General features: G+C 34.9%; 24 protein-coding genes. 2 read left to right on the forward strand and 22 right to left on the reverse strand.

Translation table 11 applies throughout. From position 1 onward, the window contains the following. Positions 1-362 precede the first annotated feature (362 nt). The 21 genes from GBO31_RS07440 to GBO31_RS07540 form a co-directional block, all read right to left on the reverse strand. Complete coding sequence (locus GBO31_RS07440) at positions 363-1292, reverse strand: SMP-30/gluconolactonase/LRE family protein (protein WP_219007700.1); 930 nt, start codon at positions 1290-1292, stop codon at positions 363-365. A 328-nt stretch (positions 1293-1620) separates the two neighbouring features. Then, complete coding sequence (locus GBO31_RS07445) at positions 1621-3729, reverse strand: alpha-ketoacid dehydrogenase subunit alpha/beta (protein WP_219007701.1); 2109 nt, start codon at positions 3727-3729, stop codon at positions 1621-1623. 85 nt (positions 3730-3814) lie between these two features. Further along, positions 3815-4888, reverse strand: a complete 1074-nt coding sequence (locus GBO31_RS07450) for a branched-chain amino acid aminotransferase (protein ID WP_219007702.1) — start codon at positions 4886-4888, stop codon at positions 3815-3817. Positions 4889-5041: 153 nt separating this feature from the next. After that, the gene (locus GBO31_RS07455; RefSeq protein ID WP_219007703.1) at positions 5042-6364 is read right to left on the reverse strand and encodes a dihydrolipoamide acetyltransferase family protein; all 1323 of its coding nucleotides are present in this window, start codon (positions 6362-6364) and stop codon (positions 5042-5044) included. Between the two features lie 91 nt (positions 6365-6455). Beyond that, positions 6456-7223 carry a DUF3050 domain-containing protein gene (locus tag GBO31_RS07460; RefSeq protein WP_219007704.1) on the reverse strand — a complete coding sequence of 256 codons (768 nt, stop codon included), beginning with the start codon at positions 7221-7223 and terminating at the stop codon, positions 6456-6458. Next, positions 7220-7819, reverse strand: coding sequence for a transferase hexapeptide repeat family protein (locus GBO31_RS07465; protein WP_219007705.1), 600 nt, complete (start codon positions 7817-7819; stop codon positions 7220-7222). Before GBO31_RS07465 ends, GBO31_RS07460 begins: the two co-directional genes overlap by 4 nt. A 3-nt stretch (positions 7820-7822) precedes the next feature. Further along, positions 7823-8575 carry an enoyl-CoA hydratase/isomerase family protein gene (locus GBO31_RS07470; protein WP_219007706.1) on the reverse strand — a complete coding sequence of 251 codons (753 nt, stop codon included), beginning with the start codon at positions 8573-8575 and terminating at the stop codon, positions 7823-7825. Positions 8576-8621: 46 nt separating this feature from the next. After that, positions 8622-8912 carry a GIY-YIG nuclease family protein gene (locus GBO31_RS07475; protein ID WP_219007707.1) on the reverse strand — a complete coding sequence of 97 codons (291 nt, stop codon included), beginning with the start codon at positions 8910-8912 and terminating at the stop codon, positions 8622-8624. A 52-nt stretch (positions 8913-8964) separates the two neighbouring features. Beyond that, on the reverse strand, positions 8965-11463 hold the full coding sequence (gene paaZ, locus GBO31_RS07480) for a phenylacetic acid degradation bifunctional protein PaaZ (RefSeq protein ID WP_219007708.1): 2499 nt from the start codon (positions 11461-11463) through the stop codon (positions 8965-8967). 52 nt (positions 11464-11515) lie between these two features. After that, a complete protein-coding gene (pcaF, locus tag GBO31_RS07485) occupies positions 11516-12721 on the reverse strand; it encodes a 3-oxoadipyl-CoA thiolase (protein ID WP_219007709.1) in 1206 nt (401 codons plus the stop codon). A gap of 6 nt (positions 12722-12727) precedes the next feature. After that, positions 12728-13279 (reverse strand): hypothetical protein, encoded by a 552-nt coding sequence (locus tag GBO31_RS07490; protein ID WP_219007710.1) that lies wholly within the window; start codon positions 13277-13279, stop codon positions 12728-12730. A 30-nt stretch (positions 13280-13309) separates the two neighbouring features. Continuing rightward, positions 13310-13717, reverse strand: coding sequence for a PaaI family thioesterase (locus tag GBO31_RS07495; RefSeq protein WP_219007711.1), 408 nt, complete (start codon positions 13715-13717; stop codon positions 13310-13312). After that, on the reverse strand, positions 13710-14909 hold the full coding sequence (locus GBO31_RS07500) for a 3-hydroxyacyl-CoA dehydrogenase NAD-binding domain-containing protein (protein ID WP_219007712.1): 1200 nt from the start codon (positions 14907-14909) through the stop codon (positions 13710-13712). Before GBO31_RS07500 ends, GBO31_RS07495 begins: the two co-directional genes overlap by 8 nt. Beyond that, positions 14910-15689, reverse strand: coding sequence for an enoyl-CoA hydratase-related protein (locus tag GBO31_RS07505; protein ID WP_219007713.1), 780 nt, complete (start codon positions 15687-15689; stop codon positions 14910-14912). A 56-nt stretch (positions 15690-15745) separates the two neighbouring features. Further along, positions 15746-16117: a VOC family protein gene (locus tag GBO31_RS07510; protein ID WP_219007714.1), complete on the reverse strand. Its 372-nt coding sequence runs from the start codon at positions 16115-16117 to the stop codon at positions 15746-15748. Between the two features lie 53 nt (positions 16118-16170). After that, positions 16171-16674 carry a 1,2-phenylacetyl-CoA epoxidase subunit PaaD gene (gene paaD / locus GBO31_RS07515; protein WP_219007715.1) on the reverse strand — a complete coding sequence of 168 codons (504 nt, stop codon included), beginning with the start codon at positions 16672-16674 and terminating at the stop codon, positions 16171-16173. Continuing rightward, entirely contained in the window at positions 16671-17426 is a 756-nt protein-coding gene (gene paaC / locus GBO31_RS07520; protein WP_219007716.1) for a 1,2-phenylacetyl-CoA epoxidase subunit PaaC, read from the reverse strand. The genes paaD and paaC overlap by 4 nt, the downstream gene beginning before the upstream one ends. Before the next feature lie 99 nt (positions 17427-17525). Further along, on the reverse strand, positions 17526-17810 hold the full coding sequence (gene paaB, locus GBO31_RS07525; protein ID WP_219007717.1) for a 1,2-phenylacetyl-CoA epoxidase subunit PaaB: 285 nt from the start codon (positions 17808-17810) through the stop codon (positions 17526-17528). A gap of 10 nt (positions 17811-17820) precedes the next feature. Next, positions 17821-18777, reverse strand: a complete 957-nt coding sequence (paaA, locus tag GBO31_RS07530) for a 1,2-phenylacetyl-CoA epoxidase subunit PaaA (protein ID WP_219007718.1) — start codon at positions 18775-18777, stop codon at positions 17821-17823. Positions 18778-18834: 57 nt separating this feature from the next. Next, on the reverse strand, positions 18835-19908 hold the full coding sequence (paaE, locus tag GBO31_RS07535; RefSeq protein WP_219007719.1) for a 1,2-phenylacetyl-CoA epoxidase subunit PaaE: 1074 nt from the start codon (positions 19906-19908) through the stop codon (positions 18835-18837). A 102-nt stretch (positions 19909-20010) separates the two neighbouring features. Further along, positions 20011-20580: a TetR/AcrR family transcriptional regulator gene (locus tag GBO31_RS07540; RefSeq protein ID WP_219007720.1), complete on the reverse strand. Its 570-nt coding sequence runs from the start codon at positions 20578-20580 to the stop codon at positions 20011-20013. 151 nt (positions 20581-20731) lie between these two features. Here GBO31_RS07540 and GBO31_RS07545 point away from each other — a divergent pair, with 151 nt between their 5' ends. After that, entirely contained in the window at positions 20732-21157 is a 426-nt protein-coding gene (locus tag GBO31_RS07545) for an META domain-containing protein (protein ID WP_219007721.1), read from the forward strand. Between the two features lie 80 nt (positions 21158-21237). On the opposite strand, the gene GBO31_RS07550 is transcribed toward GBO31_RS07545, so the two are convergent. Then, positions 21238-22884: a T9SS type A sorting domain-containing protein gene (locus GBO31_RS07550; RefSeq protein WP_219007722.1), complete on the reverse strand. Its 1647-nt coding sequence runs from the start codon at positions 22882-22884 to the stop codon at positions 21238-21240. 191 nt (positions 22885-23075) lie between these two features. On the opposite strand from GBO31_RS07550, the gene GBO31_RS07555 reads away from it, so the two are divergent. Further along, positions 23076-24836: an aromatic amino acid hydroxylase gene (locus tag GBO31_RS07555; protein ID WP_219007723.1), complete on the forward strand. Its 1761-nt coding sequence runs from the start codon at positions 23076-23078 to the stop codon at positions 24834-24836. Positions 24837-24847 lie beyond the last annotated feature (11 nt).

A 24847-nucleotide genomic window follows, 5' to 3' on the forward strand; every position in this document is an offset into this window, starting at 1 on the left:
ATATGTTAACAAATATGGTTATTACAACTCTACTCTTTTAATAGCATAAAACTTTATAAACACAAAAAAGAGCGTCTCCACGCTCTTTTTCTTCACACAAATCATCTTAATTTAGGGGCTTATTCTAAAATTAAAACTCACTTTTTTTAAATTGCTTTCACCTTGGGGGGAATGAAAGCGCTAACTCATTAACTCTGGTGTAAAGATACGATCATTTTTTAATCTAACAAACAAAATCGTGTATTTTATCTAAAAAAAATGCGTTTTAACATTGTTAATGATTTAAATTAATATATTTTGTAGTCTTTTTCTTTCATTCTAAAGTTATTTTTCTAAAATATAAAATCCTACTTCTCATCAATTTACAATTTTATAGTTCGTAATCCTCCCATTCCGCTATATTCAGAAATATATAATATTTTCTTTTGCTTGTTAGAAGATATTCCGTTTGGATTGCTAAAAGAAGCTTCTTTTAAAGAGCCATCTACTTGCTTTGCCTGACCATTACCTGCTAAAATTTCTATTTCTCCTTCCATAGAGACTTTAAAAATATAGTTGACCGCTATTCCGGTCGCATAAATTACATCTTCAATAACCGTTATATATCCTATCCCAAAATTCTGAACTATAATATTAGGGATATTTGTGATAAATGAGACTTCACCATCCGGAGTGATGGTATATATATCGGCTGTTACAAAATTTGAAACAATAATATTTCCTTTACTATCTAAGTCTATTCCTACTCCTCCGGTTAGTCTTTTATCATTTACTAATAGAATTACTTGACCATCTGGTGTAATTTTATGTACAGTTGGCGCGGTATAATTAGATATATACAAATTATCTTCTGCATCAATAGTCATACTACTTGGCCAGCCATCAATAGTAGCTACAACTTCTCTGACTCCTGATTTTGAAATTCTTAGTATTTCTCCACGAACTGTGTTATTGTTGTTATTAATATAAAGATTCCCTTTGGAGTCTATAGCAGTTCCCATTGGACCTGATAACCCTGCAATAGTATCTAAAATTTTTCCTTGTGGATTTATTTTAAAGACTCTAGATCCATTTCCTCCAGTATTGACATACTTGCCATATTCAGATACATAAATCATCCCTTCTCTATCTACAGATACAGCTCCGTTAGCTGTAAAATTCTTGATTAAAGTTTCAACTTTGAGCTCCTGACCTATACTATGATTACTATTAAAAAATAAGCAGTAAAGGGTTATAAATTGAATACAAATTGATAAAGACCCATAATATCGTTTCCTAACTATTGTTTTCATAATCGTATGTATTTAAAGTTTTATGCAACTACTTTAAAACTGCTATGAAAATCGACCGTTTGTATATAGAATTACTAAATTCCTCAAAATTCTTACCTTCTTTTACCACCTTAGCTGATAACAATACTTTTTCTTTTGAACTGAACTTTTGATATCGAAAATAAAAAACCTCATCTTTCCTGAGATTAATGAGGTTTTTATTTAAAGTTTAAATATGTATTGTTTTGAAGAATAAATAATAATCTTCTAAAATGAGTAAAGCTGAAAAAACAAATTATAGTTGAAGGAACATCTATTGTGAAGACTAAATTCCGACAAGAAATTTTATTTAATATTTCAGCAATTCCTCGATTTTATCTTTTACCTTTTCAGTTGAAGGAATCATGGTTTGTTCTAAGGTACTATTTAGTGGAATAGCTGGCATATTTTCTGATCCAATTGTCATAACAGGTGCATCCAAAGATCTAAAACATTCTTCCTGTATTTTACCTGCTAAAGCTCTAGCAAATGAATTATTTGAAGGCTCTTCTGTAACTACTAAACATTTTTTAGTTTTCCTTACAGACTCCATGATTGTATCCTCATCTATTGGGTGTAGTGTTCTCAAATCAATAATCTCTACAACCTTAGCTATTTCTTTAGAAGCATTCAGTGCCCAATGAACGCCCATACCGTAGGTAACGATGGTTATAGTTTCCTTTTCATCTTGTGCCCAGATACGTTGTACCACATTGGCTTTTCCAAACGGTAATACATAATCTTCAGATGGTTCAATAGTTCTTGCAGCATCTGTACCTTTTACCTTTGACCAATACAATCCTTTATGTTCAAAAATCACTACTGGATTAGGGTCATAATATGCTGCTTTCATTAAACCTTTTAAATCAGCTCCATTACTAGGATATGCAATCTTTAATCCTCTAATATTAGTTACTACCGATTCAACTGAAGACGAATGATAGGGTCCTCCACTTCCATAAGCTCCTATCGGAACTCTCAAAATCATAGATACTGGCCATTTACCATTAGACAAATAGCAAGAGCGACTTACTTCTGTAAATAATTGATTCAATCCTGGCCATATATAATCGGCAAACTGAACTTCTACGATTGGTTTTAAACCAACTGCAGACATCCCAACTGTGGAACCAACAATAAAAGCTTCTTGAATAGGGGTATTAAATACACGTTCATCTCCAAATTTCTGTGCCAAGGTAGCGGCTTCTCTAAAAACTCCTCCCAATCTTCCTCCTACATCCTGCCCATATAATAGACACTCTTTGTGTTTTTTCATCAGTTCTTCTACAGCGAATAAAGCACAATCTACCATTACTACTTCATCTTTATCATCAGGAGCTCGTTCACCAGATTCTTCGACGATTGGTGTGGGTGCAAAATCATGCGTAAAAAGATCCTCTGGAGTTGGATCTTCAGCTTTCATAGCTTCTTCTAAATCCTTTTTAACAGCTATTTGCGCATTTGTTTCAATTTGCTGAACTTCTTCTTCTGTAAATCCATTTTCTAGTAATTGATTTCTAAGTACTGGATAAGGATCTCTTGATCGAGCTTCTTCCAGATCATCGCGATACCACTCCATCCGTACACCAGAAGTATGGTGATTTAATAACGGAACTTTAGCATGCACCAACATAGGTCTACGCTCTTCGCGAATTGTTTTGATAACTTCTTGAATAGCTAGATAACTTTCCATAAAATTAGCTCCGTCGATAGTAATTGCTTCTAATCCATGAAAACCCGCAGCATATTCATAAGCACTTTGTGCTCTCGTTTCCTCTTCATTAGCAGAAATATCCCATCCATTATCTTGTACCAAATATAATATTGGTAACTGTTTCAATGCTGCCATTTGGAAAGCTTCCGCAATTTCTCCTTCAGTAACCGAGGCATCACCCAACGAGCACAGCACCAAAGGTGCGTTAGGTATATCACTCTCCATCAGGGATGGTTCTATTATCTCACTCTTGCCGGAATCGTCATGCGGAATACTTAATAACTCCTTATACTGCATCCCTAAAGCCACACCGGTAGCTGGAATTGCTTGCATTCCCGTCGCGGATGATTGATGCGGAATCTTAGGCTTATCTTCATCTCTTAAACTTGGATGTGAGTAATACGTACGACCACCAGAAAAAGGATCATCTTTTTTTGCCAATAATTGCAACATCAAATCATACGGGCGCATTCCTATGCCCAATAACATGGCATCATCTCTATAATAAGGAAATGCATAATCTTGTGGTAACAGTTGCATTGCTGCTGCTATTTGAATAGCTTCATGACCACGAGAGGTGGCATGTACATATTTGGATACTACTTTAAAATTATCCTCATATAATTCAGCCATAGATTTAGCTGTACACAATAGTGAAAATGCTTTTTGCAAAACTTCTTTTGCTACTGTTGTTGATACTATCATACCATTTAGATTTTTGATGTAGGATTTACGAGATACTATTACTTTTTACGTTTTACTTCGTAAATCTAAAATCGTAATTCGTAAATTAACTTACCTTCTCTTCTATTTGCACCGGAATAATCCAACCGTGATTATCTGGCTGTTTTTGGGTTTTGATCTCGTCCATTGTCTTTTTCATATCCTGACTTACCGGATTTTCAGATGGTAATGTAATTACCTCATCCTTATACCCTATTGCTTCTACCATAGCGATAGCAACTGCAGTACCGGTACCAAAAGCTTCTTCTAATTTCCCTTGTTTTGAAAATTCTATAACCTCATTAATTGTAATTGGTCGTTCTGTTACCTCAAATCCCTTATCTTTTAATAAAGTAATGGTACTATCTCTGGTAATACCCTTCAGGATAGATCCATCTGTACGAGGAGTAATAAACTTCCCTTCTACTTTAAAGAAGATATTCATAGTTCCTACTTCTTGTACATATTTATGTTCATTAGCATCCAGCCACAATACCTGATCATACCCTTTGGCTTTGGCTTTTTCTGTCGGTAGTATTGCTGCTGCATAATTACCAGCAGCTTTTGCTTCTCCTGTTCCTCCATCTGCTGCCCTGATGTATTCAGTTTCTGCATACAGTCTAATTTTTTTGGTAAAAAACGGTCCTGCTGGAGAACAGATCACAATAAACTTATAACTTGTCGCTGCTCGCATTCCTATAAAAGGCTCATCTGCATACATAAATGGCCTTAGATATAGTGCACTACCTTCCATTGGTGGGATCCAAGAATGCTCAACTCCTACAATTTTTGCTACGGCATCCACAAACAAAGATTCTGGAACTGTTGGCATTCCCATTCTTCTAGCACTATGATTAAAGCGTTTTGCGTTTTCTTCAGGTCTAAATAACAATGGGGTATTATCATTTCCTACAGTAGCTTTCATTCCTTCAAAAATAGCTTGCCCATAATGTAATGCCATAGCAGCAGGATGTGTAGGAATTAATTTTAAAGGCTCTATTCTTGGGTTATTCCAATTTCCATTTTCGTATTCACATATAAACATGTGATCCGTAAAAACTGTTCCCAAAGGAATGTTATCAAAATCAACGTCTTTTAATCTTGAATCTGAAGTTCTTGTAATTTTGATTTGTTGTTCCATAATTATGTTTGTTTTGGGCACATCCCACTTCGTTCCTCATGGGTCGGGCTATCCGCTTTTACTCCTCGCCTTGACTCCTTCGACAAGCTCAGGATGACAATTCTGCGGGGTAACCGCTACTATCCCTTGTGCTATATTTTTCTTACTAACTGATTAAATTTCTCTATTGCTATCAAAAGCTTCTAGTTCATCTCCAACTTTTCTCAAGAAAGATCCTCCTAAGAAACCATCTACTACCCTATGGTCAAATGACAAGGATAGGTACATCATACTTCTTATGGCGATTTCATCACCTTTATCTGTAGTAATAACTTCTGGGCGTTTTTTGATAATTCCTAATGCCAGAATTGCAACTTCTGGTTGATTAATAATGGGAGTCCCCATTAAACTACCAAATGTTCCTACATTAGAAATAGTAAATGTACTTCCTTGAATCTCCTCTGGTTTCAAACTATTGTTTCTAGCATTATCCGCTAGGTGATTTACTTGTTTTGCCAAACCTAATAGGTTTTTCTCATCTGCTTGTTTCACTACTGGCACGATCAAATTACCACTTGGCAACGCTGTGGCCATCCCTATATTAATATCTTTATGTACTACAATTTTGTTCTCATCAACAGATACATTGATCATCGGATATTCCTGAATAGCTTTTGCTACTGCTTCTACAAAAATTGGAGTAAAGGTTAGCTTCTGTCCATATTTTTCCTGAAACTTAACTTTATGATTGTTTCTCCATTCAACCAAGTTTGTAACATCAGCTTCTATATAACTGGTTACATGAGGCGAAGTATGTTTTGAATAGACCATATGATCTGCAATCATCTTACGCATACGATCCATCTCCACAATCCGATCTTTTCCTTCAACAAAAGAGATCGGTGGTGCTTTATAAGTAGATTTTGAAACTTGAGGTTGTTGTGGCCTACTAGGTAATGGATATTTTCTATTTTTCAAGTAGCCAATAATATCACTCTTACGAATTCGTCCTCCTTCTCCCGTTCCGGCAATATTTTGAACTTCTTCTATTGTCAGATTCTCCTTTTTTGCAATACTCATTACTAATGGAGAAAGGAAACCATCATTTTCAGAAGAACCAACTGCTTTAAATTGCCCTCGCTGTCCATTTGAAGTAGACATCTCTCCTAAAGGGAGAGAAGCTGAATTTGATTCCTTCTTTTGAACTTTCTCTATAGAGTTTTCTTCTTTTTTAATTTCTTTTTGTACCACTTCACCATCTGCATCGATAATTGCGATAATACTATCTATTGCTACTACTTCATTAGGCTCAAAAAGAATTTTAGAAATAACACCATTACAAGGAGCAGGCACTTCAGAATCTACTTTATCAGTGGCTACTTCTAGAATAGTCTCATCTTCTTCAACAGGGTCTCCTACTTTTTTCAACCAATTTAAAATGGTTGCTTCAGAAATACTTTCACCCATTTTGGGCATTTTCAATTCTATTGTCGACATCTTTATATTACTCGATTTCTATGTATCTAAATTTACAATTTTAAACGAACTAATGTTTGTTAGTTTAATTAAGAAATTAAATTTTCTTATACTATAGTACTGTTTTGAACACTTCCGAAATACTACTCCATAGCGTTATTCGGTTTGCTAAGGCCATCTTGCTATATAGTAATGCCTCTTCCCATTGCTGTTCAGTTTTACAAAGTGAAGAAACCATTTCTAAACTAAGTGGTCCGTGTTCATCTCCATCCAATTCTATATGCCTTTCCAAATAATACACTAGTTTTTCAAGGTTTACATCAGAATTATTTTGAATTCCTTTTACGATTTCTATAAACATATCTGGAATTAGATCTTCTCTACCAAAAGTAAACACAGCCGCTATGATATGGGGTTTGTTAGTTGCGATTACATCAAACGTAAACTTCATAAACATTTTAACGCTTTCTGAAATGACTAAATCATTTATAGCATCTTGTACTTTTTCTCCTTCAGAAACTCTTTTAATCAAGGCATTAATCTGACCAGTATCTGCTCCAACTTCTTCCATAGCATCAAGGTACATCTCAAAGTGACTAACGGATTTCCCTGATCTATCTATATCACTTTCCTCACCCAAAACGATTTCATTTACAAAACGTCTTATTTTTGGATTACTGGAAGGTATCCATGGAAGATTTACAGTAGTTAAATGTATTTGCAGGCTTTTCAGTAAAGACATAAAATCCCAAACGGCAAAAACATGATTCTCCATAAATACTCTGACATCTTCAACCTCCTTCATTTGATTATATAAAGGATGCTTTTCAAGTTGCATTCGTAATGGCTCTAATTCCCTTGTCAGCTGATCTATATTCATCCTTTTCGTTTAAATTCTTCTAGTGTTTTATAAAAAGCTTCTTGAGTTGGTCTATTTACGGGTACTTCTCGTAACGGTTCTACTTCCTGTAAAGATTCAAAACAATCAGCAGGTAATTGCTGATATAATTGAGTCCCTTTTGTTTTCCAATGAATCATCTCATCAGATACTTCTTTGATAACTTTCGCAGGATTGCCCACAATTAAGCTCCTCTTGGGGAAAACTGTTTTCGCTTTTACAAAAGACATAGCCCCTACAATACACTCATCTCCAATTTCAGCATCATCCATGATAACCGTATTCATGCCAATCAGACAATTACATCCTAAATTAGCACCATGAATCACTGCTCCGTGACCCACATGAGCACTTTCTTTAAGCACAATAGATTTACCAGGAAACATATGTACAGTACAGTTTTCTTGCACATTTACTCCATCTTTTAAAATGATCTCTCCCCAATCACCACGAATAGCTGCTCCAGGGCCTATGTAACAATTTTTTCCGATAATCACATTACCAGTTACTGCAGCCAACGGGTGTACAAAACTACTTGGATGTACTATGGGTATATATCCTTTAAAAGAGTAAATCATAATTTATTTAAAACGTTTCAAAGTTTCTTTTGTAAAATCACTCAGTACTAATCTACCACTGATTACTGCTCTTTCTGCTAATAAGGTATCCCAGTGTTCAGTACCTGTCCAAAATGCTTTTTTCATTTCTGACATGGCTTCAGGATTATATGTACATAGATGTTCTGCAACGGCCTTCACCTCTGCATCTAACGTTTCTGTATCTTCAAAAACTTTGGTAAATAAACCTTTATCACGAGCCCACTCTGCTTCATAAAAAGAATTTGCATCAATGGCTATTTGAGACATGGCGGATAACCCAATTTTGCGTTCTACGGCAGGACCAACTACAAAGGGGCCAATCCCAACATTTAGCTCACTTAATTTAATTGAAGCAAACTTGCTAGCCATACAATAATCCGTTGCAGATGCAAGTCCAACTCCTCCTCCAACTGTTTTACCTTGTACGCGACCAATAATAAATTTTGGACATTTACGCATTGCGTTTATCACATTAGCAAAACCAGAAAAAAAGACTTTACCTGTCTCCGCATCATTAATATTGATCAACTCTTTAAAACTGGCTCCGGCACAGAAGGTTCTGTTACCACCACTTTTCAGAACAATTACCTTTATTTGTTCATTCTCACCAGCTTCTGTAATTGTTTGTGCTAGTTTTGCCAGAATATCTCCTGGTAATGAATTATGTGCTGGATGAAAGAACTCTATCGTTCCAATTCCATTCTCTATATCGATATTTACGTAAGGTGCTGTCATAGTTTCTTCCCGCGGAAGCGGGAAACTTATTTTAATTTCTAAATATTTATCTTAAATCTCTGCTTAGATCATCCCAATCTGGATTATGTTCTTTAATAAGTTTAATCTTCCATTCTCTATTCCACTTTTTCATTTGTTTTTCTCGAGTATAAGCTTCTTCTTTTATACTATAATCTTCAAAATACACTAATTTATCAAGGTTGTATCTTGCAGAAAAAGTTTTTGGATGTACTTTGTTTTTATGCTGATACATCCTTCTTTTCAAATCTTTCGTAACTCCTATATAAAGAACTCCATCTTTTTTATTAGTGATTATATATACAATCCAAATTGTCATTTTAGCTTTGATTCATAAAAGATTCCCGTCTTCACGGGAATTTTTGAGCAATTCAATCCAATAGATTGAATTGCTCAAAATGATGATTCATATGCTTCACATTCAATAGATCCCATTCGAACTTATTCATTTCTCCAAAAACTGCATTTTTGGTCACTGCTTCTGGATTTTCTTTAAAAAATACTTCTAGGTTATCCAATGCTTCTAGCAGTTTTGATTTAGCAGTAACCAGATCTTCATGTTTCAAAGCTTCTAGATCTCCTTTTTTCATCAAAGGATGTTGGTGTTCTCTAGGCATTGGTTTATGATTATAGATCATCTCTTGTACTTTCTCCAAATACTCTTCTGGAGTAGCAATTTCGAAATCTTGAATTTCCCCTGCTCCTATCCGTACTGTGTATTCTAGATGTTCTACCATATGTTGCGGAGTCATCATTCCCCACTTAGGTTTCATATCATCAGTAAGCTTTGCTAAATATCCTTCAATATTTGAACGATTCACTTGTACAAATGGTGATTTTTTTTGTACCATTGTCAAAATTGTAGCTATTGCAGCTAATTCATCTTCTTGATCGAATACTTCTACAAACCATTTTACAATGCCACTTGGTAACTCTTTACCTCTATGATCACGATCAATCTTTTGCTTGCAAGTTAATCTTACATATACTGTATCATTATGATAAATTGGACGTAAGAATCTACATTCCTCTAATCCATAATTTGCAGCAACCGGACCTTTGTTAGGATATACAAAAAGACCTGCAGCAGCTGCTAAAATAAAGTAACCATGTGCAGTTCTTTTTTCGAAAATACTTCCCTCTAGTGATGTGATATCTGTATGGGCATAAAAGTGATCCCAAGTAAGATTTGCAAAATTTATAATATCGGTATCAGTAACTGTCCTTTTATGAGTTTTTAAAGACATTCCAGGTTCGATATCTTCCCAATGATATGCAAATGGATGCTTATCCGTTTCTTTATACTTTGAATTGGCTTGATAAATTCCGGTTACTTCAGTAAGCGTTGTTGGAGTACCTTGCACTGCACATCGCTGCATGTAATGCTTAATACCTCGCATTCCTCCCATTTCTTCTCCACCACCAGCGCGACCTGGACCTCCATGTGTTAACATCGGTAATGGAGAACCATGACCTGTACTTTGTTTTGCATTTTCACGATTTCCTACTAGAATACGTCCATGATGTGAAGCTGCTCCTACTACAAATTCTTTGGCAATCTGATCATCATAGGTAAAAATAGAAGACACTAAAGATCCTTTACCCATATGAGCAAGAGTAATAGCATCATCTAAGGTATCATAGGGCATAATTGTAGAAACTGGTCCAAATGCTTCAATAATATGCGCTTCAGTATTCTTGAAAGGATCATCTTGTCTCATTAAAATTGGACTTACAAAGGCACCTTTTTCTGCATCAGCACCAACTGTTTCTATGGTATCCAAACTACCATACACCATTTGAGCCGTCTTTGCTATTTCAGACACATTATTACGGAAACTTTCTACTTGTTGTTTACTAGCCAAGGCGCCCATTCTTACTTCCTTCAATCTTGGATCACCGATCGTAACTTTATCTAATTGTTGTCCCAGTGCAATTTGAACATCTTCTACCAAATTAGACGGAACAATAATTCTTCTAATAGCAGTACACTTTTGACCAGTTTTAACGGTCATTTCCTTTCTTACTTCTTTGATAAAAAGATTAAATTCTGGAGTACCTGGTATTGCATCTTTTCCTAGGACAGAGGCATTCAAAGAATCTGCTTCCATTGTAAAAGGAACTGACTCTTCAATTAATCTAGGATGCGCTTTTAACAATTTACCTGTATGCGCTGATCCTGTAAAGGTGACTACATCTTGAGATTCTACAGTATCCAAAATATTTTTGGTCATACCACTTAGCAATTGCAAAGAGCCTTCTGGTAAAATTCCAGAATCAATAATTACACGCACCACAGCTTCAGTCAAATATGCTGTCTGCGGTGCTGGTAAAACTACTGCAGGCATACCAGCCATCCAGTTCACTGCGCATTTTTCTAACATACCCCAAATAGGAAAGTTAAATGCATTTATATGAACCGCAACACCTCGTTTTGGCACCAAAATATGATGTGCCATAAATCGTCCTCCTCTAGATAAATCCACAGGATCTCCTTCTACATGATAGGATTGATTAGGAAACAATTTTCTTAACGAAGCATTGGCAAACAAGTTTCCGAATCCTCCTTCTATATCTATCCAACTATCTATACGAGTAGCTCCAGTGCGATAGCTTATCTCATAAAATTCTTCTTTACGCTTGGTCAGGTACAATGCTAATTTTTTAAGCATATTTCCTCTTTCCTGAAAGGTCATTTTTCTTAAAACCTCTCCTCCTTTACTTCTTCCGTATTGTAATACCGATGGAATATCTAATCCATCAGTTGTAGAACGACCAATTACATCTCCTGTTACTGCATCATGCATAATGATACCATCACCAGCTCCTTCTGCCCACGTTCCGTTGATATAGCTTTGTAGTGTTTTCATTATTATATTTTTTCTGTATTCGTAAAAATATCAGCTCTTATATTTGGTATTATTATACTCTTTCGATTACACATGCGTATCCTTGACCAACTCCAACACACATAGTAATCAACGCATATCGTTTGTTTTGTTCTTGTAATTCTAAAGCAGCAGAATACGCAATTCTAGTTCCTGTTACTCCAAGAGGGTGACCGATCGCAATAGATCCCCCATTCGGATTAATTCTAGGGTCATCGTCTTTCAATCCCCATTCTCTTATACAAGCTAATGCTTGCGATGCAAAAGCTTCGTTTAATTCTATAACGTCAATATCATCCATAGTAATCCCTGCTTTTTCTAAGGCTTTGTTGGAAGCTTGTACAGGGCCTATTCCCATAATTCTTGGCTCCACCCCAACTACTGCCGAACTAACTATTCTTGCAATCGGATTCAACCCATATTGTTGAACGGCATCTTCTGAAGCAATAATGGTCGCCGCTGCTCCATCATTAAGACCTGAAGAGTTACCAGCAGTAACACTACCTTCTTTCTTAAAAGCGGGGCGTAGTTTTGCTAATACCTCTTTTGTTGTCGTTGGTTTTATAAATTCATCTGCGGAAAACAGGATTGGGTCTTTTTTACGTTGTGGAATTTCTACTGTAGTAATTTCTTTTGCTAACCTTCCAGATTCTCTGGCTTTTGTAGCTTTCATCTGACTCCAATATGCAAATGCATCTTGATCTTCTCGTGAGATATTATATTTCTCCACTAGATTCTCAGCTGTATTCCCCATACCATCAGTTCCATACAGTTCATGCATTTTTTTATTCACAAATCGCCAACCAAAACTGGAATCATACATTTTAGAATCGTTACCAAATGCCGAAGATGGTTTTGCAATTACGTACGGCCCTCGAGTCATATTTTCTACTCCACCAGAAATAAAAAGATCTCCATCTCCTGCCTTGATTGCACGATTAGCATGAATAATTGCTGATAATCCTGAACTACATAAACGATTTACAGTTTCTCCGGGAACGGTAAAAGGTAAGCCTGCTAACAAAGAGCACATTCTAGCTACATTTCTATTATCTTCACCTGCCTGATTAGCACAACCCATTATGACATCATCATACGCTTCTTTTGGAATATTAGGATTATTTTCTACTAATTTTTGAATTACCAAAGCGCCTAAATCATCTGTTCTAACAGCTGAAAGTGTTCCTTTGTAATTACCTATTGGAGTTCTTACTCCATCAATGATATAAGCTTCTTTCATGTGTTTTTATTCTTTCAATTTTGCTGATAGCACCGATTTTTCTATCAACGGTAAATATTTAGATTCTTCAGATTTCATATAATAAGAAGAAATCATAATTGTTTTATTCTCTCCGGCAGCAAACGCATGCATCATCATCATCATCTCTTCTCCAGTTTCATCTTTTGTTGTAGACTTTTGAACTAGAACTGTTTTTCCTCTCAGATCTACTTCTTCTATTCCTAGAGAAGTAACTCCATTTTGCTCTTCAGGTTCTTGTTGCATTCTTGCTTTAAAAGCTTCATATGGTTGTGGAGCCACCATTTTCATTATACCAGCAGACATATCTTCATTGGCACGGTTCGTTCCATTATCAATTACGAAAACTGATTCATCAATCTCCATGTCTATTTGGTCATTAAACAGATCCCCCAAAGCACTTTCTACTTCCTCTGAAGTTTGTTCTGCAGTTTCAGAAGTAATAGATTCTGTCCCCTCTAGTATTTCCTTTTTAGACTTTGTTTCCTTCCCACAAGAAAGAAATGATAACAGGATTACTGCTGCTAATAATATTCTCATTTGTTTGTGTGTATGATAGTTAGTTATAAACTATTCCCAATCTTTATTCGTTCTATAAACGACTCCTTTAAAAAGTGCTACAATTTGCTCTCCTCTTTTTACTTCTACAATATTAAATCCAACTTTTGTTTTTGAAATATCCGTAACTGCTTCGGCAGTTAAATAATCACCTTTTTCTAGTGCTTCTATATGGTTAATGGATGTTTCGATAGAAACCGCATATTTTCCATGTGTATTTGCTGAAAAACCAAAAGCAGTGTCAGCCAAACTATAGGATATTCCACCATGTGCTTTCCCCATACTATTCAACATTTCGTTTCGTATAGTCATCCCAACTTTGCATCTACCCTTTTCTACCTCTAAAACTTCAATCCCTAGCCATTGACTAAAGGGGTCAAGGCTTATCATTTTATGCGGTATATCAATTCCTTTAATCATTAAAAAATTGCTTATTTTCTTCCAACATTCTTCTTAGTATAGGACTACAGCGATATCGATCTTCATGATATTCGTTGTATAGTTTGTCTAGTTTATTAACACACCAATCAATACCTTTTTGATCAGCCCAAGCTAACAATCCTTTAGGATAATTAACGCCTTTGGTCATTGCATTATCAATATCTTCAGCAGAAGCTATGTTCCAAAACAGTGCATCAGCAGCTTCATTGATTAACATAACTAAAACTCGATTGAATATATATTGAGGAAGTTCTTCTTTAGATATTTTTTCAGTTCTATTAGAACTTGAAGCGCCACCTACATTTTGTGAAGTTACTCTTCCACCATCGTCATAATTGTAATACCCTTTTCCTGATTTTCTTCCAAGATACCCAGCTTCAGATAATCTTTTTTGAGTAAAAGAAGGTTTGTATCGAGGATCATAATAAAAAGCAGTGAATACAGTTTCCGTAACCGTATAATTGACATCATTCCCAATAAAATCCATCAACTCAAATGGTCCCATTCTAAAACCTCCTAGTTCTTTTAAACTTTGATCTATAGTAGAAATATCCGCAATACCTTCTTCAAAAATTCTTAATGATTCTCCATAAAACGGTCTAGCAACCCTATTGACAATAAATCCTGGTGTATCTTTTGCCAATGCCACTACTTTTTTCCAATCAGTAATAATACTTACAACTTTTTTAGTAATATCTTCTGAGGTCTGTACTGCTGGAATTACCTCAACCAACTTCATTAATGGAGCAGGATTAAAGAAGTGAATTCCGATGCATCTTTCAGGTTTTTTTAAGGAAGCTGCAATGGAAGCGATTGACAAAGAGGAAGTATTAGATGCTATGATGGTCTCTTCTGAAACATATGACTCCAATTCTGAAAATACTTTTTGTTTGATTTCCAGATTCTCGATAATAGCTTCAATTACCAAATCAGTATCGCTTAAGTCTTGTAAAGAATCAACATATTGGATATTACCTTGAATATTACTTTTATCGCCTTCTGTTATTCTTCCTTTTTCTATAAGACGAGATAATATTTTTTCTAACGCTAGTTTGCTTTTTTCTAAAGCTTCTTTTTTAGTATCAAATACTTTTACAGCATTACCAGCTGTGGCAGCTACTTGCGCAATACCACTACCCATTGTTCCGGACCCTATAATTCCTACTACCATTTACTTTCCTTTAAAAACAGGTTTTCTTTTTTCTATAAATGCGTTTACTCCTTCTGCATAATCTTCAGTTTCCGCAGACTCTATTTGAAGGTCGGATTCTAGAGAGAGTTGTTGCTCTAGATTATTAACCATAGATTGATTAAGTAGTCTTTTTGTCAACCCTAAAGCTTTGGTTGGCATTACTGCCATTTTATTTGCTATTTTTCCGACTTCTTCCACAAAACTTTCTACTGGAGCTACTTTGTAAACCATTCCTAAAGATTCTGCATCGTTAGCGGAAACTTTATCTCCTAACATCATCAAAGCTGAAGCTTTTTGAAAACCAATTAGTCTTGGTAAAAAGAATGTACCTGCACTGTCAGGGATTAAACCAATTTTACTAAATGCTTGAATAAAACTAGAGGCTTCTGAAGCAATCACAATATCACAAGCCAATGCAATATTTGCTCCTGCTCCCGCTGCAACTCCATTTAATGCAGCAATGATTGGTTTTTCAATACTTCTTATTCGCTGTACAATTGGGTTATAGTGTTCTTCTAAAATCTTTCTAAAACCAGGGTTTAATTCTGGAGATGTAACTTCTTTCAAATCCTGTCCTGCACAAAAAGCTTTACCATTTCCAGTTAATACAATAGCTCTTACCTCATCATTACTTTTGCAATCATCTAGTGTACTTTGAAGAGAAAGTGCCATTTCTCTGTTAAAACTGTTGAATGTTTCCGGGCGATTTAGTGTAATCCAGGCAACTCCGTTTTCTATTTTTATTTGTATTGAACTCATAGATTATTGATCCTCATTTTCCACAAAAAGAGAAATTCTTAAGGATTATTTTTTGGTTATTGTGTTTCTATTTTAAAGTACGGATTATATATAATTCCGATGATATTACCCCAAGGACATTTTACAGTAGCTACCATTAGCTCACCTCCAACATTCGTTGGTTTTTCATGAGATATTGCTCCTAAATCGATAAGTTTTTGATATGCTTTCTCTATATCCTCAACTCCCCAATAAGAAAGTACATTTTCAGTTTTATTAGTAGCACTATTCTCTTCTGGTTGGAGACCTAATTCGAATCCACCAATATTTAAGCCCACATAATATGGTTCATCAAAATAAGGTTTTACTTCAAAAGCTTTTGCATACCACTCTTTGGCTTTATCCAGATCACTTACTTTATATATGGTAGTCCTGAGTCCTAGTATCATCTTGTCTTACATAACATTGGGATCCTGATTTGCATCAGGATGACAGCAAGCTGTCATTTTAAACATTTAAAATAATCAAAAGGTTCTAAACAATCTTCGCATTGAAATAGTGCTTTGCAAGCTGTAGAACCAAACTGACTAATCATTTTGGTATTGGTTGAACCGCAATTTGTGCACTTTACCATCTTTTTTCCTTCTAATAAGACTGCTTTATCGGCTTCTTCTTCAAGAGGTGCAGCAACACCATATTCTTCAAGTGCTTTTCTTCCTTTAGGTGTAATCCAATCGGTTGTCCAAGCTGGTGAAAGAACTAATTGCACATTAGCATTGATTTTCTCCTTTTCGAAGGCACTAACAATATCATCTCCAATCACATCCATTGCAGGGCATCCACTATATGTTGGAGTAATTTTTATTTGAGCCACGTTATCAATCATTATTGCAGAACGCACCACTCCCATATCCAAAATTCCTAAAACAGGAATTTCAGGGTCATGAACCTTCTCCAGAATTGGAATCAGTTTTGGATCGATATGTGGTTGCAACTGTATGGTCACCACTTCATATTTGGATAGGATCGTTGCATATATTGTAGATCAGATAATAAATACCCCATGTGCTCACTATGAATTCCTTGTTTACCTCCTTTTTGGTAATATTTTATTTCTGGAATAGTCAATGTTGATTCTTCAAGAATTTCTCCTACTATTCTAAAATAATCACTTCTTAACTGACTAACATCGATTCCTACTCCTTCATTTGCAGCAATAGTATCATTATCTGTCATGTGAAAAAGTTCGTCTGTAAATCTCCATAAATCATTAACTGCTTCCTGAACTTTATGATGACTCACTTCTGTTCCATCTCCCAATCTTTTCATCCAATCAGAAGAGAATCTTCTATGATAACTAACTTCTTTTATTCCTTTTTTGGCAATTGCAGCTAATGTTTCATCTTTACTATTTTGCAATTGTTGAAGCAATAAAAGATGAAAAACATCGAATAAGAATTGTCTCGTTATCACATACCCAAAATGGTTATTAGGCTGTTCTACCAGCAATACATTTTTGTATTGCCTTTCTGTTCGTAGAAATGCTATGTCATCTTCCGTTTTTCCTTCACCAACCAAACTTGCTGCATATTGGTAATAACTACGAGTTTGACCTAACAGATCTAAAGCTATATTGGTACCTGCGATGTCCGTTTCTAAATTAGGACCATGACCACATAGTTCTGACAAGCGTTGACCTAAGATTAGCGCATTATCTGCTATTCCGTATATATATTGAACTAAATTTTCGTTTTTCATGATACTGCCCGCAAAAGCGGGTATCTTTTAATTAACGTCAAAATTCACTTTAAAAGTTTCCCGTCTTCACGGGAATTGTAATTATTGTATTCACAATAATTACATATGTTTTACCTCATCTGGTAATTCATAAAAAGTAGGATGTCTATAGATTTTATCATGAGCTGGTTCAAAAAGTTCTCCATTATTATCTGGATTTGAAGCATTAATATGCTTTGATTCCACAACCCAAATACTTACTCCTTCACTTCTTCTTGTATACACATCTCTGGCATTTTCTAAAGCCATTTCTGCATCAGCAGCATGTAAGCTTCCAAAGTGTCTATGTTCTAAGCCATTTTTACTTCTAACAAACACTTCCCAAAGTGGCCAATTATTCTTCATTTCTTATGTTTTAGATTGCTGCTTTCAATTTTTTATCTTCTTTCTTTTTTGCATACGCCATTGCGGCATCTCTTACCCATTCTCCTTTTTCCCAAGCATTTACTCTAGCATTCATACGTTCTTTATTGCATGGGCCATGACCTTTTACTACCTGCCAGAACTCTTCCCAATCAATTTCACCAAAATCATAATGTCCCGTTTCTTCATTCCATTTTAAATCTGGATCTGGAACTGTAAGACCAATCAAATCAGCTTGCGGTACTGTTTGATCAATAAACTGCTGACGTAATTCGTCATTAGTTTTGCGTTTCAATTTCCACTTCATTGATTGTTCTGTATGCACTGATTCTGCATCCGTAGGCCCAAGCATCATTAAAGAAGGCCACCACCAACGATTTAAGGCGTCCTGCGCCATTTCTTTTTGTTCTGGAGTTCCCTTAGCCAAAGTCATCATTATCTCAAAACCCTGTCTTTGATGAAAGCTCTCTTCTTTACATACTCTAATCATAGCTCTTGCATAGGGTCCATAAGAAGTACTACATAAGGGTACTTGATTGATAATGGCAGCTCCATCTACCAACCACCCTATTGCTCCAATATCAGCCCAAGTAATGGTTGGATAATTGAAAATACTGGAATATTTAGCTTTTCCTGTATGTAACTGATCGTATAATTCATCTCTTGAAATGCCTAAAGTCTCGCATGCGCTGTATAGATACAATCCATGTCCAGCTTCATCCTGCACTTTTGCTAGCAAAGCTACTTTTCTTCTTAAAGAGGGAGCTCTGGTAATCCAATTACCTTCTGGTAACATCCCTACTATTTCTGAATGTGCATGCTGAGATATCTGACGAATATGTGTCTTTCTATATTTCTCTGGCATCCAATCTTTCGGTTCAATCTTTTCGTCTCTAGCAATCTTTTCTTCAAAGATTTCTTCGAGGTTTTTTATTTCCTTTTCACTCATAACAACAGTTTTTATTATGATTTAGACTCCATTATCTCTAAGAGTCACTACTAATTTTTAGACATCAAAATCTACTACTACTTTTTCTGTAGTAGGAACAGCTTGACAAGAAAGCACCAAACCTTTTGCTACCTCATCTTCTTCTAGCGCGTAATTAATTTTCATCTCTACAGCACCATCTACAACTTTACACTTACAGGTACTACAAACCCCTCCTTTGCATGCAAACGGAAGATCCGCACCTGCGGCAATTGCTCCATCAAGAATATTATCATGATCATCATCCATGGCGAAATGAAATTCTTTTCCTCCATCGATAATCGTTACTTCGGTACCGTCAAATTTCTGTTCAAGTACTTTTGCTACTTTTTTCTGATCACCTTCAGTAGTACCAGAGAAGAAAAGCTCATAATGAATTTTTTCTTTAGACAAGCCTGCTTTTACGAGACCATCTCTTATCAGAAATATCATTTCTTCGGGACCGCAAATAAAGCAATCATCGATCGAATTTACATCGAAGACTTTGGAGGTTAATTCTTCTATTTTTTCTTCAGTAAACCTTCCATTTAAAAGCGGTATATCTCGATGTTCTTTGGTCAATAAATAGAATATTTCTAATCGACCAAAATACTTGTTGCGTAAAGCTTCTATCTCTTCCTTAAAGATAATAGATTTCACATTGCGATTCAAGTAAAACAACTTGAATGAACTATTGGGTTCTAATGCAAGATGCGTTTTTATAATGGATAGTATTGGAGTAATTCCACTGCCTGCAGCAAAAACAATATAGTTTTTGGGTTTTGTAACATCTGTTTCCACATAAAAATTTCCTGCAGGTGGCATTACGTCTAGAATATCTCCAGAACTAAGTTCGTTATTCGCAAAACTTGAAAAAAGTCCTCCTTCAATTTGTTTTACCGCAACTTGCCATTTATCCTCCACAGGACTTGAACATAAGGAATACGACCTTCTTACATCTTCTCCATTAATTGAAGTTTTGAGTGTAAGATATTGACCTTGCTTATATTGAAATAAAGATTTTAATTCTTCTGGAATCTCAAAAGTAATTGCTACGCAATCCTTAGTTTCTTTCTGAGTTTTAGCAACTTTTAAACTATAAAAATCAGTCATAATCAATTTTACTACAACGTTATAGTGAAACAAAACTAACAATTGTTAGTTTGAGAAACAAATAATTATTTGTTAATTCTGAAAACCCAGCCTTATACTTTATCAAATGACCCCTTTTAAGAGTACTGATATCATATCTTTTTTGAGAATATTAGCATCTATATCTTTCTGTTTAGGATACCACAAATAAAGAGTTCTTAGCGTAGAAAGTGTTGAAAAAACAATAATTTCAATATTGTATGGTTTTATTTCGTTTGTGTCAACTCCTTTTTTCACAATATCTCTAAAATTCTCTTCATAGTCTTGTCGCATTTTTTCGAAATAAATAAGATTATCTTCTTCAAGATGCATCCAATCATTGTTTAGAGATGCTAAACCATCAGCATTTCTCAAAGTAACGTCAATATGAAGGTCTATGATATTTTCTAACTTTTGAACGGTTGTTTTTTCTGAGTCTACAATCTGATTCATTCCTGTAGTAAACTCTTCTGCCAATTCTATAATAATGGTAGCTAAAATTTCTTGTTTAGATTGAATATGATTATAAAGACTCGCTGCTTTAATACCCATTGCAGTAGCAAGATCTCTCATTGTAACCGCACTGTAGCCTTTTTCTTTAAAAAGAATAGCTGCTGCATTTATAATTTCTTGCTTTCTACTTTCCTGTTTCATAGGCATAAGGGGTTTATTGCTTTTTTACAGAACAAATATTACGTTCTAATCTACATTCTCATAAGTGATAAAAAACTAAAAATATAATAAATTTGTTATATTCGAAATAAAATCACATCTCTTTGATGTTCCACTTTAAAACCAAATCATCATGAAGCAAGTAGGCTTATTATTATGCTGTCTTTTTTTGTTCGCTAATTGCAACAGTACAAAAAACACTAATTCTGAAAACAACATCAATAAAAACCAATCAGAACCAAAAGGAACTTATGATGTTATAACCCTATATGGTGAAAATGTTTCTGAGCATAAACTCACTATCATTATTGATCCTGAAAACAAAACGATGTCTGGCTTTTCTGGATGTAATACATATACATGTGATTATACAGTAAAAGAAAAGGTGTATTCTGCAGGTTTCCCAATGGCAACTAAACGATATTGTGAAAAAAGCGGTAATGTGGAAAAACAATTTTTTAAGGCATTATCTGAACTACAAACATGCAATACAGACAATAAATCATTAGTTTTTAATGATGCAAATAAAAAAGAAATCATTACTGCAAAAGAACAGTAATTATATAAAATATGCTATTAAAAAAGGGTTTTTAGATATCTAAAAACCCTTTTTTAATAGCATATTTTCTTTTAATAATTTTACTTATTGATCACTACTTTCTTACTTATTGTAGCGCTATTTGAAGTATTTGTAATTGTCACAAAATATACACCACTAACATTAGATGACATATTAAGCACAGTATTTTCATCAGCAATCTCTCCTGCTCCTACCTTTTTACCCGTGATACTAAAGACAGTATATGTTAATTTGCTTCCAGAATTGTTAGCAACATTAAAAATACCATTGGAAGGGTTAGGATAGAATGTAGTCTCACTGTCCAATTTGTTTTCTTCAACACCTAAAACAGTGTTATAAGAAATAGAGTTAAGCACTGTTACTCCTGTATTATCTGGATCTAACCAATTAGAAAGTCTTGTTGCATCTGTAGTACCAAAATTCCAAGATATATCAAAACGTCCGTAAACATCAAACTGATTATTATCATTAGTTCCATTACACGCTGCAGCACCTCCTGCTAACTGACCTATAATTCTTCCATTAGAATCAAAAAGCGCAGAACCAGACGAACCTCCTTCAGTCACACCCAAATCCCAGTCAGCTACATTCCACATTTCGGTCGAAGTGTTTCCATTAAAATTTATAGCTGTTTTAGTAACGGGATTATTTTCTCTACATACTTTCATGATATCCCCACTTGGATGATGTATTCCAATTGTAAAACTTGGAGGAGTATTTCCTGATCGATCCCATCCAGCAAATTCTAAATCCCAAAGATCATTTAGTCCACCATCTAATCGTAATAACCGAACATCAGATTCTGAATTGGTAGCTAATCTAGTTGCACCACTTGTGGTTTGGTTCACAGGTGCATCGGTACTTGGTGTTGTTGTTGAACAAGAAGGATTTGGACTTATCCAATTAAAACGGAATGCCCAAGTTGATTCTGGACCAGCATCACAGTGATTCGCTGTTAAAAAGTAAGGAGTTCCATCATTATTCACATTATTTATTAAATTACCCGAACATACAAACCCTTGCATGATAATAAAAGCAACAGAATGCTTTAAACGATCTTTGATATCATCAAAATCTGCACCTACAGGACAATCTACATCTTGGTTACAGTCTCCAGAATCATTTAGTGCTTTTTCCTGAACATCAGCATCTGTAATAGATCTATATCCATGGATAACTCTTCCTAAATTCAAATCTCCCTGACCGATCACATTTTTAGGCTCTCTGTATTCTATCCATACTTTCTCTCCAGCAACCATCCAAGTTCCTAGCATTTCATCAGCCCTATTAAACACATTGGTATAGGCTCCTAACACATCGCTTTTATCATCATTATATAGATAGATGGTAGCACCAGTAGGAACTTTATATTTATTAAAAACAAAGTTTAATGTTTTTGCTCCTTTCGAATAAATTCCTAATCTGTATACATGGTCTCCGTTAGGCAACACATCTAGAGTTCCTTCTTTCTTAATATTCAAATCTACCTTAAACTCATGACCAAACCTGTACGGCTTACCCATGATTTGATCATTCACTTTGTCTTCTTCCTTAATTTTTTCTAAATCAAAAGAGGGCATACTGATTTCAGAAGCCGTTTTTTGAAGAACCATGGAGAAACTAGCTGGATTTCCTTGATTAGTAACTTGTGCCTTAACAATGAAACTACAAAGACATAATGCAGCGAAAAAGATAATTTTTTTCATAATATTTTTATAATTAGTGAATTTGACTTTTAATTTTAAAATTCAAAATAACAAATAGCTTTTTAATAATAACAGTGAATATCATCAAAACCCTACCGATTCTTAACAAAATTAGTTAATTAATTCTAATCTTAGCTTTAAAACTAGTACTTTTCGGAATCCGAAATTAGCTCACAAAATTTAATTAACAAATGTCATCACAAATAGAATCTAATCCTTTACTTGACAGACTACCACCTCATCTTAAGCAATTCATCAAACCACAGAATTATGATGAATACACGCCTATTGATCAAGCTGTATGGAGATATGTGATGCGTAAAAATATTGCTTCATTAAGTAAAGTAGCACATAAATCTTATTTAAAAGGATTAGAGAAAACAGGAATCTCTATTAATGAAATACCTAGCATGTACGGCATGAATAGAATCTTAAAGGAAATTGGGTGGGCAGCCGTTGCGGTAGATGGGTTTATTCCTCCGAATTCCTTTATGGAATTTCAGGCGTACAATATTTTAGTGATAGCTTCAGATATTAGACAACTTGAAAATATAGAATATACTCCTGCTCCTGATATCATACATGAAGCCGCCGGACATGCTCCTATTATTGCAAATCCAGATTATGCTGAATATTTACGCCGTTTTGGAAAAATAGGTTGTAAAGCTATTTCTTCAAAGAAGGATTATGATATGTATGATGCAGTTCGAACACTTTCCATATTAAAAGAATCTTCAGATACAGATCCTAAGGACATTGAAAATGCAGAAAACAGAGTCAATGAATTGCAAAACCAAAAATCAGAACCTTCTGAGATGGCTCTGATCAGAAATCTACATTGGTGGACTGTTGAATATGGATTGATTGGAGCTGTTGATGATCCAAAAATTTATGGTGCTGGATTACTTTCTTCAATTGGAGAAAGTGAATGGTGTATGACAGATAATGTGGTTAAATTACCATATCATCCAGATGCTGCTTTTCAGGATTTTGATATTACAAAACCACAACCTCAACTATTTGTTACTCCAGATTTCGCATATTTATGTCAGGTATTGGAAGAGTTTGCAGATACGATGGCATTACGAAAAGGAGGTCATCGAGGGCTTGCAAAATTGATTGAATCCCAAAACCTTGGAACTATCGAATTAAGTACTGGATTACAGGTTTCAGGCGTTTTTACTCGAATGATCAAAAACGAGGATAATGAAGTTATTTATTTCGAAACTGAAGGGCCAACTGCACTTTCTTTTAGAGAAAAGGAATTAATTGGTCAAGGAATCGATGCTCATCCAAATGGTTTTAGATCTCCTTTAGGCAAACTTAAAGGGATTAATCTGGCTATAGAAAATATGTCTCCAAGAGACTTGAAAGCCTATAATTTTTATGATGGAGAATATATTGAGTTTGAGTTTGAAAGTGGTATCACTGTTGCTGGAATTAATATTACTGGAATGCGTAACATCAAAGGAGAACTTATTCTTATTCAGTTCAAAAAATGTACTATAAAATACAAAGATGAATTCTTATTCGAACCGGAATGGGGAACTTTTGATCTTGCAGTAGGAAAAGAAATTGTCTCTGCTTTTTCGGGTCCAGCAGACGATTATTCTTTTGATTTGATTACTCATAATCCAAATATGAATACCATTAAAAGGATTTATACAGACCAAGAAAAAGAACTACATTCCTTATACCAAGCTGTCAAAAATGTTAGAAATGGAGAGAACACTAAATTTTCTTTAGAAGCTGTTTTTGCGATTATTAAAAAAGATCATTCTGAAGATTGGTTATTACCTATTGAGATATATGAGCTTATTCATGATCGAGACCCCAATTTTGCGGATCATATTTTAAAACATCTAGGTCATATTAAAACAGCAAAGCCTTCTATAACGCATTTGATTGATAGCGGCATTGAAATTATTACCAAAAAAGCATTAATCAGTTAATCTTATATACA

The organism is Aquimarina litoralis (genome assembly GCF_019295435.1).
GTDB lineage: Bacteria > Bacteroidota > Bacteroidia > Flavobacteriales > Flavobacteriaceae > Aquimarina > Aquimarina litoralis_A.

Excerpts from the sequence above, each read along its gene's own strand:
- GBO31_RS07445 (WP_219007701.1), bottom strand. The coding sequence starts at position 3,729 with ATGATAGTATCAACAACAGTAGCAAAAGAAGTTTTGCAAAAAGCATTT.
- GBO31_RS07550 (WP_219007722.1), bottom strand. The coding sequence starts at position 22,884 with ATGAAAAAAATTATCTTTTTCGCTGCATTATGTCTTTGTAGTTTCATT.
- GBO31_RS07505 (WP_219007713.1), bottom strand. The coding sequence starts at position 15,689 with ATGAGTTCAATACAAATAAAAATAGAAAACGGAGTTGCCTGGATTACA.
- paaB (WP_219007717.1), bottom strand. The coding sequence starts at position 17,810 with ATGAAGAATAATTGGCCACTTTGGGAAGTGTTTGTTAGAAGTAAAAAT.
- GBO31_RS07465 (WP_219007705.1), bottom strand. The coding sequence starts at position 7,819 with ATGATTTACTCTTTTAAAGGATATATACCCATAGTACATCCAAGTAGT.
- GBO31_RS07545 (WP_219007721.1), top strand. The coding sequence starts at position 20,732 with ATGAAGCAAGTAGGCTTATTATTATGCTGTCTTTTTTTGTTCGCTAAT.
- GBO31_RS07460 (WP_219007704.1), bottom strand. The coding sequence starts at position 7,223 with ATGAATATAGATCAGCTGACAAGGGAATTAGAGCCATTACGAATGCAA.
- GBO31_RS07475 (WP_219007707.1), bottom strand. The coding sequence starts at position 8,912 with ATGACAATTTGGATTGTATATATAATCACTAATAAAAAAGATGGAGTT.
- GBO31_RS07510 (WP_219007714.1), bottom strand. The coding sequence starts at position 16,117 with ATGATACTAGGACTCAGGACTACCATATATAAAGTAAGTGATCTGGAT.
- GBO31_RS07470 (WP_219007706.1), bottom strand. The coding sequence starts at position 8,575 with ATGACAGCACCTTACGTAAATATCGATATAGAGAATGGAATTGGAACG.
- paaA (WP_219007718.1), bottom strand. The coding sequence starts at position 18,777 with ATGAGTGAAAAGGAAATAAAAAACCTCGAAGAAATCTTTGAAGAAAAG.
- paaC (WP_219007716.1), bottom strand. The coding sequence starts at position 17,426 with ATGAAAAACGAAAATTTAGTTCAATATATATACGGAATAGCAGATAAT.
- GBO31_RS07495 (WP_219007711.1), bottom strand. The coding sequence starts at position 13,717 with ATGATTAAAGGAATTGATATACCGCATAAAATGATAAGCCTTGACCCC.
- GBO31_RS07500 (WP_219007712.1), bottom strand. The coding sequence starts at position 14,909 with ATGGTAGTAGGAATTATAGGGTCCGGAACAATGGGTAGTGGTATTGCG.
- pcaF (WP_219007709.1), bottom strand. The coding sequence starts at position 12,721 with ATGAAAGAAGCTTATATCATTGATGGAGTAAGAACTCCAATAGGTAAT.
- GBO31_RS07440 (WP_219007700.1), bottom strand. The coding sequence starts at position 1,292 with ATGAAAACAATAGTTAGGAAACGATATTATGGGTCTTTATCAATTTGT.
- GBO31_RS07540 (WP_219007720.1), bottom strand. The coding sequence starts at position 20,580 with ATGAAACAGGAAAGTAGAAAGCAAGAAATTATAAATGCAGCAGCTATT.
- paaZ (WP_219007708.1), bottom strand. The coding sequence starts at position 11,463 with ATGAAAACACTACAAAGCTATATCAACGGAACGTGGGCAGAAGGAGCT.
- paaE (WP_219007719.1), bottom strand. The coding sequence starts at position 19,908 with ATGACTGATTTTTATAGTTTAAAAGTTGCTAAAACTCAGAAAGAAACT.
- GBO31_RS07490 (WP_219007710.1), bottom strand. The coding sequence starts at position 13,279 with ATGAGAATATTATTAGCAGCAGTAATCCTGTTATCATTTCTTTCTTGT.
- GBO31_RS07450 (WP_219007702.1), bottom strand. The coding sequence starts at position 4,888 with ATGGAACAACAAATCAAAATTACAAGAACTTCAGATTCAAGATTAAAA.
- GBO31_RS07455 (WP_219007703.1), bottom strand. The coding sequence starts at position 6,364 with ATGTCGACAATAGAATTGAAAATGCCCAAAATGGGTGAAAGTATTTCT.
- GBO31_RS07555 (WP_219007723.1), top strand. The coding sequence starts at position 23,076 with ATGTCATCACAAATAGAATCTAATCCTTTACTTGACAGACTACCACCT.